Annotated in this window: 16 protein-coding genes; 8 read left to right on the forward strand and 8 right to left on the reverse strand. The window is 61.0% G+C overall.

The window, feature by feature from the left end; genetic code table 11:
- Positions 1-52 precede the first annotated feature (52 nt).
- A complete protein-coding gene (gstA, locus tag EXW71_RS20390; protein ID WP_134660068.1) occupies positions 53-655 on the reverse strand; it encodes a glutathione transferase GstA in 603 nt (200 codons plus the stop codon).
- A gap of 96 nt (positions 656-751) precedes the next feature.
- Between gstA and EXW71_RS20395 the strand changes: the two genes are divergently transcribed.
- The gene (locus EXW71_RS20395) at positions 752-1,621 is read left to right on the forward strand and encodes a LysR family transcriptional regulator (RefSeq protein WP_134660067.1); all 870 of its coding nucleotides are present in this window, start codon (positions 752-754) and stop codon (positions 1,619-1,621) included.
- Between the two features lie 58 nt (positions 1,622-1,679).
- Here EXW71_RS20395 and EXW71_RS20400 read toward each other — a convergent pair whose 3' ends face one another.
- From EXW71_RS20400 to EXW71_RS20420, 5 genes are all read right to left on the reverse strand, one after another.
- The gene (locus tag EXW71_RS20400) at positions 1,680-2,192 is read right to left on the reverse strand and encodes a hypothetical protein (protein ID WP_123715638.1); all 513 of its coding nucleotides are present in this window, start codon (positions 2,190-2,192) and stop codon (positions 1,680-1,682) included.
- Positions 2,193-2,325: 133 nt separating this feature from the next.
- Complete coding sequence (locus EXW71_RS20405; RefSeq protein WP_134660066.1) at positions 2,326-3,735, reverse strand: MFS transporter; 1,410 nt, start codon at positions 3,733-3,735, stop codon at positions 2,326-2,328.
- Between the two features lie 33 nt (positions 3,736-3,768).
- Positions 3,769-4,401, reverse strand: a complete 633-nt coding sequence (locus EXW71_RS20410; RefSeq protein ID WP_123715636.1) for a glutathione S-transferase family protein — start codon at positions 4,399-4,401, stop codon at positions 3,769-3,771.
- A gap of 238 nt (positions 4,402-4,639) precedes the next feature.
- A complete protein-coding gene (locus tag EXW71_RS20415; RefSeq protein ID WP_134660065.1) occupies positions 4,640-4,879 on the reverse strand; it encodes a DUF6124 family protein in 240 nt (79 codons plus the stop codon).
- 314 nt (positions 4,880-5,193) lie between these two features.
- A complete protein-coding gene (locus EXW71_RS20420) occupies positions 5,194-6,225 on the reverse strand; it encodes a LacI family DNA-binding transcriptional regulator (RefSeq protein WP_167659664.1) in 1,032 nt (343 codons plus the stop codon).
- A 213-nt stretch (positions 6,226-6,438) separates the two neighbouring features.
- Here EXW71_RS20420 and EXW71_RS20425 point away from each other — a divergent pair, with 213 nt between their 5' ends.
- Together EXW71_RS20425 and EXW71_RS20430 are read left to right on the forward strand one after the other, a co-directional pair.
- Complete coding sequence (locus EXW71_RS20425) at positions 6,439-6,972, forward strand: gluconokinase (RefSeq protein ID WP_060754088.1); 534 nt, start codon at positions 6,439-6,441, stop codon at positions 6,970-6,972.
- A gap of 84 nt (positions 6,973-7,056) precedes the next feature.
- Entirely contained in the window at positions 7,057-8,409 is a 1,353-nt protein-coding gene (locus tag EXW71_RS20430) for a GntP family permease (RefSeq protein WP_134660063.1), read from the forward strand.
- Positions 8,410-8,501: 92 nt separating this feature from the next.
- On the opposite strand, the gene alaC is transcribed toward EXW71_RS20430, so the two are convergent.
- Positions 8,502-9,713: an alanine transaminase gene (gene alaC / locus EXW71_RS20435; protein ID WP_123715633.1), complete on the reverse strand. Its 1,212-nt coding sequence runs from the start codon at positions 9,711-9,713 to the stop codon at positions 8,502-8,504.
- A 194-nt stretch (positions 9,714-9,907) separates the two neighbouring features.
- On the opposite strand from alaC, the gene EXW71_RS20440 reads away from it, so the two are divergent.
- The gene (locus EXW71_RS20440) at positions 9,908-10,390 is read left to right on the forward strand and encodes a GyrI-like domain-containing protein (RefSeq protein ID WP_134660062.1); all 483 of its coding nucleotides are present in this window, start codon (positions 9,908-9,910) and stop codon (positions 10,388-10,390) included.
- Between the two features lie 59 nt (positions 10,391-10,449).
- Here the strand turns inward: EXW71_RS20440 and EXW71_RS20445 are convergent, their stop codons facing one another.
- Positions 10,450-10,950, reverse strand: a complete 501-nt coding sequence (locus tag EXW71_RS20445) for an N-acetyltransferase (RefSeq protein WP_134660061.1) — start codon at positions 10,948-10,950, stop codon at positions 10,450-10,452.
- A 146-nt stretch (positions 10,951-11,096) separates the two neighbouring features.
- Between EXW71_RS20445 and EXW71_RS20450 the strand changes: the two genes are divergently transcribed.
- From EXW71_RS20450 to EXW71_RS20465, 4 genes are read left to right on the forward strand one after another with little or no spacing between them, the layout of a single operon-like run.
- Positions 11,097-11,516: a nuclear transport factor 2 family protein gene (locus EXW71_RS20450; protein ID WP_134660060.1), complete on the forward strand. Its 420-nt coding sequence runs from the start codon at positions 11,097-11,099 to the stop codon at positions 11,514-11,516.
- Between the two features lie 41 nt (positions 11,517-11,557).
- Entirely contained in the window at positions 11,558-11,902 is a 345-nt protein-coding gene (locus tag EXW71_RS20455; protein WP_123715629.1) for a YciI family protein, read from the forward strand.
- Between the two features lie 34 nt (positions 11,903-11,936).
- A complete protein-coding gene (locus EXW71_RS20460) occupies positions 11,937-12,410 on the forward strand; it encodes an SRPBCC family protein (protein WP_123715628.1) in 474 nt (157 codons plus the stop codon).
- On the forward strand, positions 12,407-13,630 hold the full coding sequence (locus EXW71_RS20465) for an RNA polymerase sigma factor (protein WP_134660059.1): 1,224 nt from the start codon (positions 12,407-12,409) through the stop codon (positions 13,628-13,630). Before EXW71_RS20460 ends, EXW71_RS20465 begins: the two co-directional genes overlap by 4 nt.
- Positions 13,631-13,650 lie beyond the last annotated feature (20 nt).

The following is a 13,650-nucleotide window of genomic DNA, read 5'->3' on the forward strand; positions in this document are numbered from 1 at the left end:
CTGGATCGCACAGGCTCGGTGGAGGTGCTGGCGTGAGTACCTTCACTTCAACTTATGGATTCTCGACCGCCATTGCGGCGGCGACCTCTGGGCGCTGCCCCACCCGCTGCATAAACGCATCCAGTGCCGGCCACTCAGCCAGGTCGATAGCGTGGAAGGCGGCCCAACGCAGCACCACGAACAGGTAGGCATCGGCGACCGAGAATTGCGAACCCAGCAGGTAATCCTGACGCTCCAGGGTCTGCACCAGGATCGCAAAGCGCTTGAACAGCGTGGCCTTGAACAGCGCCTTCACGTCATCCGGGATCGCGCTGTTGAAGAACACCCCCAGCCCGCCATGGATTTCGCTGGCGACAAAGTTCAACCATTCCTGCAAACGCACGCGCTCCCAGCTGCCATTGGCCGGGGCCAGGCCGGCTGCGGGTTTCAGGTCGGCCAGGTATTGCAGGATCGCACTGGCTTCAGTCAGTACCTGGCCGTTGTCCAGTTGCAGCGCGGCGACGTAGCCCTTGGGATTGATCTGCAGGAAGTCCTCGCCCTTGGCGGTGGTCTTGGCCTTGTTGTCGACCCGAACCAACTCGAACGGCAGCGCCAATTCACGCAATACGATATGGGGGGCAAGTGAGCAGGCGTTGGGCGCGTAATACAATTTCATCAGGGACAGCTCCATGGAATTTGCGCCAGTTTCTCGGGCATGGCACCGTGCGTAAAATTAAACCTTCAGACCCCTGCCATAAGGACAGCTACTGTCATGATGAACCTGATGCACTGGCGCTTGCTGGTAGCCGTCGCCGACCATGGCAGCATCACCGCCGCTGCCGAGTGCGTGGGCATGACCCAGTCCGCCGCCAGCCAGGCCATGGCTGGAATGGAAGCGACATTGGGTGCGCAACTGTTTACCCGTGAGCCGCGCAAGACCCTGCCCACTGCCCTGGGGCTGAATGTGATCGAACAGGCGCGAGTCATGATGGGCGCGCTGCAGGCCATTCGCAGCACTGTTGATGAGGCCAGGCCCATGTTGCGCGGGACGTTGCGCATCGCCAGCTTTCCCTTCGTGCTGGATACCTTTCTCCGCCCGTTGTTGCAGCGTTTCAAGCAACTGTATCCCGGCATTGAGGTCACCACGCTGCAAGTCACCGATAACGAAGTGGAGACCCTGCTGGATGCCGATCTGATCGACCTGGGCGTGGTGCTCAACCCCAAGCCCGGGCGCAATGCCACAGTGTTGGGACGCGACAATTGGGTAGCGGTGGTGCCCGCGCAGCATGCACTGGCCCAGCGCCCGGCCGGGTCTGCAGTGACATTGGCGGAGTTGTTGGAACAACCCTTCGTACTCGCCACCGGCGGTTGCACCGCCAACGCCAGGAGCCTGAGCGCTGACGCCGGGTTGGTGCTGCGGGATGTCCGCGTGGAAGTGCGCGAATGGAACAGTGCCTTCAGCCTGGTGCGCGAAGGCATTGGTGTCACGCTGGTGCCGGAAATGACCCTGCCGGTTCAACGCCAAGGGCTGCGCGTGATGCCGCTCAGTACCCCTGTACACCGCGAGTTCTGCCTGGTGGGTTCGCCGAACCATGGGCCCGGCGTCGCTGCCCAGGCATTGTTAAAAATACTGGCTGATTAATGGCCTTGCACAGTGCCAGCTCCTGCCTCGCTGCTCTCACATTTCCCTACGCTGTGGCTTAGATCGCGGCCAGGGTTTCTTTTACCGCCTGCACCTGCGGATCGACGGTTTTTGCCGCTACCTGCTGGTCCTGTTGCTGCTTGAGGCGCTCAGCCACTTCCTTGGAAATCGCGTCCTGCTTTTCCTGCGGCAGCTTCTGCACATCCTCTTCAGTCAAACCCTGCTCCTTGAGCAGTTGGTCGCGAATGCGTTCGGCTGGCGATTTGCTCATGTAGTCGGTGAAGTCTTCACGGGCGGTCTTGCCGGTCGACCCGGTAGCCGGCACGTCAGACGTCGCGCTCGTCGCTGTCGTAGAGGCCTGCAACTGCACGCGGGTCTTGGCGAAGGCTTCGTCGATACGATCGTTGGCCTTGTCCAGGTCCTTCTGCGCGGCCGGCACCGTGACGCTTTGCTGCGCCGTTTGCAGGGCGCCGCTGTACAGCGTGCTGGCGGCAGCGTTGGCGGGGTCCATGTCGGGACGCTTGATGTGTTGGATCGTCGACACGGCTTGGGTGTTGTTGTTAACCAGCATGATCGCTCACCTGTGGAAATGTTCGGTGCCACAGCTGGAGCAAATAGTGTGCCGGGGGCTGATCCCCCGATTTTATTGAGGAGGGAGCGGTCGTCGCGGCAAACATTGTCCCGCCGGCGGCCAATCGTTGCCGTCAGTGAGCAATATTCTCCAGCGCCAGGTTACGTGTACGTGGGCCGAACCAACCGATGGTGATCATCACGATCAGCATGCTGCTGGCGATAAACGCGAGCACCCCCGGTGTGCCCAGGTGTTCGAGGATAAAACCGATCAACAGGCTGCTGAACACCGTCGACAAGCGGCTGAACGAATAACAGAAGCCCACTGCCCGTGCGCGGATGTTGGTCGGGAACAGTTCGCTCTGGTAGGAGTGATAGCTGAAGCTCAGCCATGCATTGCAGAAGGTGATCATCACCCCGCAGAGCACCAGCCCTGTCGCCGTGGTCTGCAGGGCGAACAGGCTGCCGAAGATCATCGCGCCCAGGGCCGAGCCGACGATCTGCCATTTGTTTTCAAAGCGATTGGCCACCTTCACGAACAGCAAGGGCCCCAGCGGGTAGGCGAGGGTGATGATGAAGGCGTACATCAGGCTGTGGGTCACGCTGACACCCTGGCCCGAGAGCAGCGCCGGCAGCCAGTTGCCGAAACCAAAAAAGCCGATGGCCTGGAACACATGAAACACAATCAGCATCAACGCACGGCGGCGATAAGGCGGTTGCCATATATCGGTAAAGCGCCCGCTGCCCTGCACGCTGACGGCCTCCGGCTCGGGCTGGTCCAGCGGTTTGCCATGGTCTTTCTGGCAGCGTGCCTCCAGGCTCTGCATGATGGTATCGGCTTCATCGAAGCGGCCTTTTTGTGCGAGCCAGCGCGGCGATTCCGGTAAGCGCTTGCGCAGCCACCAGATAAACAGCGCAAACACCGCGCTCGACAACACCACCCAGCGCCAACCGGATACGCCGAATGGCGCCTGGGGCACCAGCCACCACGACATCAAGGCCACCGCCGGCACTGACAGGAACTGGATAAAAAACGCAAAGGCAAACGCCGAACTGCGCATGCGTTTGGGCACCAGTTCCGACAGGTAGGCGTCGATGGTCACCAGCTCGATGCCAAGACCGATGCCCACCAGAAAGCGCATGCAGATGATGCCCAGCGCAGACGTCTGAATGCCCATCAACACGGTGGCGACGGTGTACCAGATCAACGCAAAGGTGAAGATTGCCCGCCGCCCGAAGCGGTCAGCGATAGGGCTGAGCAGGCTGGCGCCGAGAAACAGGCCCAGGAAGGTCGCCGAGGCGAACGCGGCCTGGTCGGAAAAACCGAACACACCGCCGCTACCGGTAGCAAACAAACCGTCCTTGATCAGGCCGGGACTGATATAGGCGGTCTGAAATAGGTCATACAGCTCGAAAAAGCCACCGATCGACAGCAACGCCACCAGGCGCCAGACGCTGGCTACGGCAGGCAGGCGGTCAATGCGTGCGCTGATGTGGGCGGCTCGGATCGGGTCGATGCCGTCAAGGGTGGAGGGTGAGGGCATGGGCGCAGTTCCGGGCGTAATGGCGTTATTGATTTAGTTGTGACCGTCGAGCGCAAAGGCCTGGAAGCCTGGGCGTTGGCTGAGCCGCTGGTAATAGGCCTCGACCGCCGGGTAAGGCGGGTGGTCCAGCGGCGCGTTCCGCCAGCGGTGCACCGACAGGCCGACGAGGATATCGGCCAGGGTGAATTCATCACCGGCCACGTAGGCGCCGGTTTTGGCCAGCTGTTGTTCCAGTAAGCCCATTTTGTCATTCCACGCCTGCACGCCGGCGCGCAGGCGCTGCGGGTCCTGGTAATCCGGGTTTTTGCGCACCAGCGCATGGAACGCATAACCCCAGGATGGATTGAGTTCGGTGGCTTGCCAGTCCATCCATTGCTCCACCTTGGATCGGGGCGCGGGTTCGGCGGGAAGCAAGTCGTGACGTTGGTACAGGCCGACGAGGTAGCGGCAGATGGTGTTGGATTCCCACAGCACGCCGTGGTCATCGATCAGCACCGGCACCTGGGCGTTGGGGTTCAGGGCAAGGAATTCGGCGGCTTGAGTGGGCTTGAAGCCAATGCCCCAGTCTTCACGTACGTAGTCGATGCCCAGTTCCTGGCAGGTCCACAGTACTTTGCGCACGTTGATGGAGGACGTGCGGCCGAGGATTTTCAGTGAGTGTCCCATGGTGCTTCCCTTGCAGTGGAGAGTGGCCAATCTAGCACGACGAAACAATTTGTAAGCAATGCCCTGTAGGGGCGAGCTTGTCGTGGCGAGGGAGCTTGCTCCCGCTGGGCTGCGAAGCGGCCCCAAACCGTGCGATCGATATGGGTCAGATACACTTCGTCAACCGGTCTGGGAGTGCTTCGCACTCCAGCGGGAGCAAGCTCCCTCGCCACGCAAGCTCACTCCTGCGGAGGGCGTGTCAGTAGCGGGGCGTGTGCTGATCCATGGCTTTGCCCACCAGCAACACACTCAGCTCGCTGAGCTGGTGGATGGCCAGGGCGACATCGCGGTGTTTGCCTTCAAGGTCATCGGACAGGTCAAGCAGCAAGGTGCTGACGGAGCACAGGGTTTCGTAGCTGTTGATCAGCAGGGTTTCGGTCGGGACATCGGGGATGAGGGTGAAGAGGGTGGTTGGCGGCGTATCGATTTCTTTGATCATTGGATAGTCCAGGAATTGGCCACCGCCTCTTCGCTACTAAACGAGGGTGGCAGCTGTACGCAGGTTAGTAGACCGGTGGACTCCAAAGCCGGCGCACCCAAGGGTGCCCTACGCACAGCCGCCATCAAACATTTCGCTTGGGCTTGTGCACTGAGAAGTCCGAACATGGGCTACTAAACCCGGTCACCGAGAAATTCAGCGACCGACAAACCTTAGAGACCCCCTTCCAGGCGCACAAGCCGGCGGATTCTGACGTAAGCGTAGGCAGCCGGGCAAGGCGCTGATCGCAATGTCAGCCACGTCCTACAGCCGTCCTACGTGCTTTCCCGCACCTGCAATTCAAACCCCATATCCACCACGGGTTTGGCGATCTTGTTGCCCGCCATGATGCTCAACAAATGTTCCGCCGCACGTCGCCCAATGGCCTCACGCGGGGTACTGATGCTGCTCAGGCGCGGCACCATGAAGGACGACGCCGGCAAGTCGTTGAAGCCCAGCACCGCTACGCGTTCCGGCACATTGACGTTGTGGCGCAGGGCTTCCAGCAGTGCGCCCTGGGCCAGGTCGTCGTTGCCGAAGAAGATCGCGTCCACATCGGGATGGCTTGCCAGTATCTGCAGGAACAGCTCGCCGCCCAGGCCCACGGAGGAGGGGCGTGGTGTCAGCAACTCCAGCGCCGGGTCGTACATGCCTGCCTGTTGCAGTGCGCGGCGGAAGCCTTCACCGCGCAGTAACGTGCGTTGGTCCAATTGCGCGCCGATGTAAGCCAGGCGCTTGCGCCCACGTGACAGCAAATGTGCGGCGGCCGTTTCACCTGCCGCCAACTGTGAAAAACCCACGCAGTTCACGCCGGCGTTGGGGTCCAGGTCCATCATGTAGACGCAGGGCACATTGCTGGCCTCGACCATTCGTCGCGCACTTTCAGTCCGATCAAAGCCGGTCAGCAGCAAGCCACGTGGCTGATACGCCATATAGTTGCGCAGCAGGTTTTCTTCTTCATCGCGCGAATAATGGGAATTGCCGATCAGCACTTCAAAGCCCTTTGGGCGCAGCACTTGGTGGATGGCTTCGAGGGTTTCGATAAACAGCAGGTTGGACAGCGATGGCACCAGCACCACCACCGAGTGGCTTTGCGCCGAGGCCAGGGCGCGGGCGGCGGGATTGACGACGTAATTCAGTTCACTGGCGGCGTGTTGCACTTTTTCCACCAGCTCGGTGGCCACGGTGCTGATGCCGCGCAGGGCGCGAGAGGCGGTAATCGGGCTGACGCCAGCCAGGCGGGCAACTTCGTTGAGGGTCGGGCGACCCGTGGTGCGCAATTTTTTATCGTTCTTGGAGGTCATCAGGCGGCTTGCCAAACAAAAATCGAGGCACTAAGGTAGCGCTGTCTCCAAAAGGCTGCAAATGCTTGAACGTAGGGTTGCCTGATCCCGTTCAAATCGCTGGAGAGGATGCACGCGTCACTCCATAAAAAAAGACAAGACGGCGCGGGAAAAGCCTGTTTTTGCACTAGCCTTACAGCGTGCAAAGGTAGCGCTATCTGCGTCCTGAGGTGTTTCATGAGTCAACCTGTTACCGCCCTGGTCATCATGGGTGTTTCCGGCTGTGGCAAGTCCAGTGTCAGCGAGGCCCTGTGCCGCCTGAACGGCGCCACCGCCATTGAAGGCGACAGCTTTCACCCCGCCGCCAACATCGAGAAGATGAGTGCCGGCCACCCTCTCAACGACGACGACCGCGCCGGTTGGCTCGACATCCTCTGCGATGAACTGCGTCGCGCACTCAAGGCCGGCGAGCATCCCGTGCTCACCTGTTCGGCGCTCAAGAAGAAATACCGCGACCACCTGCGTGAAGCCGCACCGGGCCTGGGTTTCGTGTTCCTGGAACTGACCCGGGCCGTGGCCGCCGACCGCGTGTCCCATCGCCCCGGCCATTTCATGCCGGCAAGCCTGATCGACAGCCAGTTCGCTACCCTTGAATCGCCGAAGGGCGAGCCGCTGACCCTGGCGCTCAACGCCAGCGAAGACAGCGTCGAGGCCCTGGCCAGGCAGACCCATGCCTGGTGGCTGCAACACGGCTTTGAACCTACTCATTAATTTTTTGCCGGAAAAGATAGCGCTATCCCCGGCAGGAAATTCAACACCCGCTTTAATAACAACAACAAACAGGAGAGACCCCCCATGTTTGGCATGTCCCACGAGTCCTACCTGCTGCTAGATGCAGTGGTCACCATTATCGGACTGATCGTCTTGATCACCCGGTTCAAAGTTCACCCCTTTATCGCGCTGATCATCGCCGCAGGTTTTCTCGGCCTGACCTCGGGCATGCCCGTCGACAAAATCATCAAGGCGTTCCAGGACGGCTTCGGCGGGGTGCTCGGCTTTGTCGGCATCATCCTCGCCCTGGGCACGATGCTCGGCAAGATGATGGCCGAATCCGGTGGTGCCGATCAGATCGCCCAGACCCTGATCCGAGCCTTCGGCAAGGAGAAGGTGCAGTGGGCGATGATGTTCGCCGCATTCCTGGTGGGCATCCCGCTGTTCTTCGAGATCGGCTTTGTGTTGCTGATCCCGCTGGTGTTTATCGTCGCGCGGCGCACTGGTGTGTCGCTGATCAAGATCGGCATCCCACTGCTCGCCGGCCTGTCGGCGGTGCACGGCCTGGTGCCACCGCACCCGGGCCCGCTGCTGGCTATCGGCGTGTTTGGCGCGGACATCGGCAAGACTATCCTGTACGGCCTGATCGTCGCACTGCCGACCGCCATCATTGCCGGCCCGATCTTCGGTACGTTTATCGCCAAGTACATCCCCGGCAATCCGTCCCAGGAGTTGGTGGACCAACTGGCCCGCGAGACTGAAAACAAGTCGCTGCCCAGCTTCAGCGTAACGCTGATCACCGTGCTGTTGCCGGTGTTCCTGATGCTGCTCAAAACCTTCGCTGACATTGCCCTGCCGGACGGCCATGGCATTCGCAACTGGATGGACATGATCGGCCACCCGATCACTGCACTGCTGCTGGCGTTGCTGCTGTCGCTGTACACCTTCGGCCATCGTCAGGGCATCGGGTCCAAGCAGATCCTCAAGCTGCTCGACGCGAGCCTTGCGCCGACTGCCGCGATCATCCTGATCATCGGTGCCGGTGGTGGTTTCAAGCAGATGCTGGTGACCAGCGGCGTGGGTGACGTGATCGGCCATATGGCGGTGACCGCGCAGATCAACCCGATTTTGCTGGCGTGGCTGGTGGCGGCGGTGATTCGTGTGGCGACCGGTTCGGCGACCGTGGCGACTATCACCGGCGCGGGCATCGTGGTGCCGGTGGTGGGGATGATCCCCGGGGTCAACCGTGAACTGCTGGTGTTGGCGACGGGGGCGGGGTCGTTGATTTTGTCTCACGTCAACGATGCCGGGTTCTGGCTGGTGAAGCAGTACTTCAATATGACCGTGGCCGAGACCTTCAAGACCTGGACGGCCATGGAGACCATCCTGTCGGTGGTGGCGTTGATCTTCATCATGCTGTTGTCGCTGGTGGTCTGACCCGCACACGGCACAACCCAGCAACACCCGGTCAAAAAGGTGGGAGGAGGCTTGCCCCCCTCCCACACTTGACCACATTCCCAGGAGTTGGATCAGGCTTTGGTGACAAGCCCATCCGCGCGGAACATCCCGCGAATCCCCCGCACCGCCTGACGAATCCGGTCCTGGTTCTCGATCAGCGCAAAGCGCACGTGATCATCCCCATACTCGCCAAACCCGATGCCCGGCGACACGCATACCTTCGCTTCCAGCAGCAGCTTCTTGGCAAACTCCAGCGAGCCCATGGCGGCATACGCTTCGGGAATCTTTGCCCAGACATACATCGACGCCTTCGGGTTTTCCACCATCCAGCCCAATTCATGCAGGCCCTTGACCAGCACGTTGCGGCGTTGGCGATACTGCTCGGCAATGTCCTTGACGCACTGCTGGTCACCTTCGAGCGCGGCAATGGCCGCCACTTGCAGCGGGGTGAACGTGCCGTAGTCGTGGTAGCTCTTGATACGCGCCAGGGCGCTGACCAGTTCCGGGTTGCCCACCATGAAACCAATGCGCCAGCCGGCCATGTTGTAGCTCTTGGACAGGGTGAAAAACTCCACCGCAATGTCCTTGGCGCCCGGTACCTGCATGATCGACGGGGCCTTCCAGCCGTCGTAGACGATGTCGGCATAGGCCAGGTCGTGGACCACCAGCACGTCGTACTGCTTGGCCAGGGCGATCACGCGTTCGAAGAAGTCCAGCTCCACGCACTGTGCGGTGGGGTTGGACGGAAAGCCCAGGATCATCATTTTCGGCTTGGGGATCGAGCCGCGAATCGCCCGTTCCAGTTCGGCGAAGAAATCCACGCCGGGCACCAGCGGCACCGATCGCACCTGGGCGCCGGCAATCACGGCGCCGTAGATATGGATCGGGTAACTGGGGTTGGGCACCAGCACGGTATCGCCCTGGTCCAGGGTGGCCAGCATCAAGTGCGCCAGGCCCTCTTTGGAACCGATGGTGACGATGGCTTCCGACTCGGGGTCGATGTCCACTTCATAGCGGTCCTTGTACCAGCGCGAAATGGCGCGGCGCAGGCGCGGAATGCCTTTGGAGGTGGAGTAGCCGTGGGTGTCTTCACGCTGGGCGACGGTGACCAGTTTTTCCACGATGTGCGGTGGAGTGGGACCGTCTGGGTTACCCATGCTCAAGTCGATGATGTCTTCGCCGCGCCGACGCGCAGCCATCTTCAGCTCGGCAGTGATATTGAATACGTAAGGGGGGAGTCGATCTATGCGCGCAAAGCGGCGCGGCGAACCTTGGTCTGCCATTGTTGCCTCGAGGTACGTAAGCGCCCGGAACCGTCCGAGCGACGTTGGCCACTGCGGTGGCCTGCGGGCAGACAATACGGTCGATGATGGCCAGATGTCCATATGTGTAGGAAATTTTTCTGCATGGTGTGCGGCGCAGATATACCCCTATACTCGATGCGGGCTTGTTCCCTCATAAGAAGGAGACTGTTCGTATGGATCAGCAGACGAAACAACCGTTGGAACCACGCCTGGAAGACGGCAAGGCGCTGGTGATTGCGGGTGTGCAAGGGCGCTATTCGAAGGCCACGGTGGGCGATATTCCCAAGTTGTGGGAGCTATTTGATACCTGCGTCAAGGACATCAAGAAGCGCGTTGGCGGTGTGACCTATGGGGTGTGTCATAACCCCAGCCACGGCGAGTTCGATTACATGGCCGGGGTGGAAGTCGCGTCCAAGGGCGACGCGCCGAGCAACTTCGAAACCATCGAAATTCATGCACATCGCTACGCCGTGTTCCCGCACCATGGCCCGGTGCAGGCGCTTGAACAGACTTACGAGCGCATCATGTTCGAGTGGTTGCCGCACTCGGGCTACAAAGTGGCCGGAGCGGATTTCGAACGCTACAGCGCCGATTTTGATGGGCGCAAGGGCACCGGCACGGTGGAAATCTGGTTGCCAATCGAAGCCAAGGCCTGAAACGGCTGCGGGCCGATGTCACGTAAACATGACATAACCGTCAAACAGTCATGTTTACGTTACATCGACGGGCTGAACCTCCACCGCAACCTCCGTTCATAGTCAGTCCTGCCCTGGTAGGCCTCCCCGCTGTCCACCCACCCGGTCGCCAGATACAACCCCATCGCCGCTACATTGTCCCTGTCCACCGACAGCTCCAAACCCTTGATCTGCGGCCAGGCCTGCATCGCCGCTGCCGGCAGCGCCTGCAGGCATGCCTTGCCGAACCCGCGTCCTTGCTGCGTGCGGTCTACTTGCAAAGCGTGCAGCGAGGCGCTGTGTTCATCGGCCCAATGGGGCAGGCATGGCGGGCGCTTGAGCAGCAGGAAGGCCACGGGCCGGTCTTCGGCGAGCAGGGCGAAGCCTTTGACGGCGGCGGGGTTGGGATTGACCAGCAGGCTGTTCAGCGCGCAGTCGATATCGCCGGAAAATGCCCGTTGCTCGGGGTGCACTTGCAGGGTCTCGAGCTGCTGTTTTTGCACAAGGCTCAGCGTCTCATAGGGGACGAGGCGGGTTTCCATTGGCGGTGAATCTCAATCCTGCACGGGGACGCGGATTCTAGCGGGTTTGCAGGCGGCTGAATTATTTTTCAGCGTTGTGTCGATTGAGCCGGCGGCTATTCGACCAGGGGTGTCCTTCGTGATTTTTACCCCAAAGGAGTATCGCTATGAGCACTGCCATCAACTCTCTGATCGACCAATGGAAGCACGCTGTGCTTGCCCGGGATATTGACAGGATTGTCAGCTTTTACGCCGACGATATCGTCTCGTTCGACGCCGTTGCCGCGCTGCAATTCAAGGGCAAGGCGGCCTACCGCGCCCACTGGGAAGCGTGCATGGAACACTGTCCGGGCCCGGGTATTTTCGAGTTCCATGAATTGCGCGTTGTAGAGGCCCCGGAAAGCGCATTTGCCCATTGGCTGGCCCATTGCGGCGGTGCCGGCCCGGATGGCGTGGTGAAGTCGTGCTGGATGCGGGTGACGGCCGGTTATGCGCGCGTCAATGGCCAATGGAAGGTGGTACACGAGCATTGGTCGGCGCCCTTCGATATGCAAACCGGGGTCGCCTTGTTCGAGCTGAAACCTTGAGCGCGGCGACTATAGTCATTAGTCCGAAAACGGAGACGCACATGAAATACCTCTGCCTGATCTACAGCAACGAGCAGGTGCTGCACACCTCGCCGGACAGCCCCCAAGACCCGGAGTGTTTTGCCTACGCGCAGTCCATCCAGGCCAGCGGCCGCATGCTGGCCGCCGAGCCGCTGGAGTCGGTGACCACCGCCACCACTGTGCGCATGCGCAATGGCAAGTTGTCGATCACCGATGGGCCGTTTGCTGAAACCAAGGAACAGTTGGCCGGTTTTTACCTGATCGAGGCCAAGGACCTGAACGACGCAATCCAGGTGGCCGGCGGCATTCCAGCGGCGCGGGTCGGCAGTGTGGAAGTGCGTCCCGTGCGTGAATTGAATCTCTGAGCATCACAATCATAAGAACTCAAGAGGATTGGCGATGAATACCCAAGCTCCCTTCGAACTGTCCATCAGCCGCTTGATCGACGCCCCGCGCAGCCGTGTCTTTCGCGCCTGGACCACGCCCGAGCTATTGCAACAATGGTGGGGGCCCCATGGCATGACCACCCCTGAGTGCGAAATGAACCTGTGGGTCGGTGGCCTGTTTCGCACCCTCATGCGCGCCCCCGACGGCAGCGAATATCCAACCCAGGGCGTGTTCCTGGAAATCGATGCGCCCAACCGGCTGGTGTTTACCGATGCTTTTGCGCCTGGCTGGATCCCTTCAGGCAAGCCCTTCATGACCGCTGAGGTGACTTTCGAAGAGGTCGACGGTAAAACCCGCTACACCGCGCGCGCCATGCACTGGAATGCTGAGGACAAACAAGCCCACGAGGCCATGGGGTTTCACGATGGCTGGGGGCAGAGCCTGGACCGCCTGGTGACGCTGGTGACCCAAGGCATGGCCGATTGACGCTGCCGATTGAGGCGATCTACCGCAGCGAATCACGGCGCATACTCGCGACGCTGATTCGCTTGCTCGGTGATTTCGACCTGGCCGAAGAAGCCCTGCACGAAGCGTTTTTCGTTGCCGTGCAGCGCTGGCCACAGGACGGCGTGCCGGACAATCCCCGGGCCTGGCTGGTCTCCACCGGCCGCTTCAAAGCCATCGACCGTCTGCGCCGCCAAGCCCGATTCAGCCCATTACTGCAGGAGCAGGCCGATGCGCTGGAGGCGGTCGACTGGAATGAGGAAGACGTGGAAGACGACCGCCTGCGCCTGATCTTCACCTGCTGCCACCCGGCGCTGGCCGCCGACGCCCAGGCGGCGTTGACGTTGCGTGAGATCTGCGACCTCACCACCGAGGAAATCGCCCGTGCTTTTCTGGCTTCGCCCACCACCATCGCCCAGCGCATCGTGCGCGCCAAGGGCAAGATCCGTGAAGCGAAAATCCCCTATCAGGTGCCGTCCCTGGCGGAGTTGCCTGAACGTCTCGACAGCGTATTGCGCGTGGTTTATCTGGTGTTCAACGAGGGCTATTCGGCGTCCATGGGCGCCGACCTCACCCGGGAAGACCTGACCCGCGAAGCCATCCGCCTGGCTCGCTTGCTGGCGCAGCTGTTGCCGGAGCCTGAGGTTATGGGCTTGCTGGCGTTGATGCTGTTGCACGAATCCCGTCGCGCCGCGCGTACTTCGGCCGCGGGTGAGTTGGTGCTGTTGCAGGAGCAGGACCGTGGTTTGTGGGACGCATCCTTGATCGCTGAAGGCTGCGCGCTCGTGGAACAGGTATTGAGCACGGGGCGTTTCGGCCCGTATTGCCTGCAAGCGGCGATTGCGGCGGTGCACGCCGAGGCAGCCAGCGCCGAGGACACCGACTGGTTGCAGATTGTCGGGCTTTACGACGTGTTGCTTCGGGAAGTGCCGTCGCCGGTGATCGAGTTGAACCGCGCCGTGGCGGTGGCGATGTGGCAAGGACCGCTGGCGGGGTTGGCGCTGGTCGAGGGCATTTTGTTGCGTGGTGAGTTGCTGGATTATCACTTGGCGCATGCGGCGCGAGGGGAGTTTTGCCGCCAGTTGGGGCGCACCGAAGAAGCTTGTGCGGCTTACGCAAAAGCCCTGTCACTGACCCGGCAAACGCCAGAAAAACGCTTCATCGAACGACGCCTCACCGAACTCAACCAACCCAGGCAATGAGGCGGGAAGCGGCTTGAGGG

It is taken from the genome of Pseudomonas sp. BCA17 (assembly GCF_004519405.1).
Classification (GTDB): domain Bacteria; phylum Pseudomonadota; class Gammaproteobacteria; order Pseudomonadales; family Pseudomonadaceae; genus Aquipseudomonas.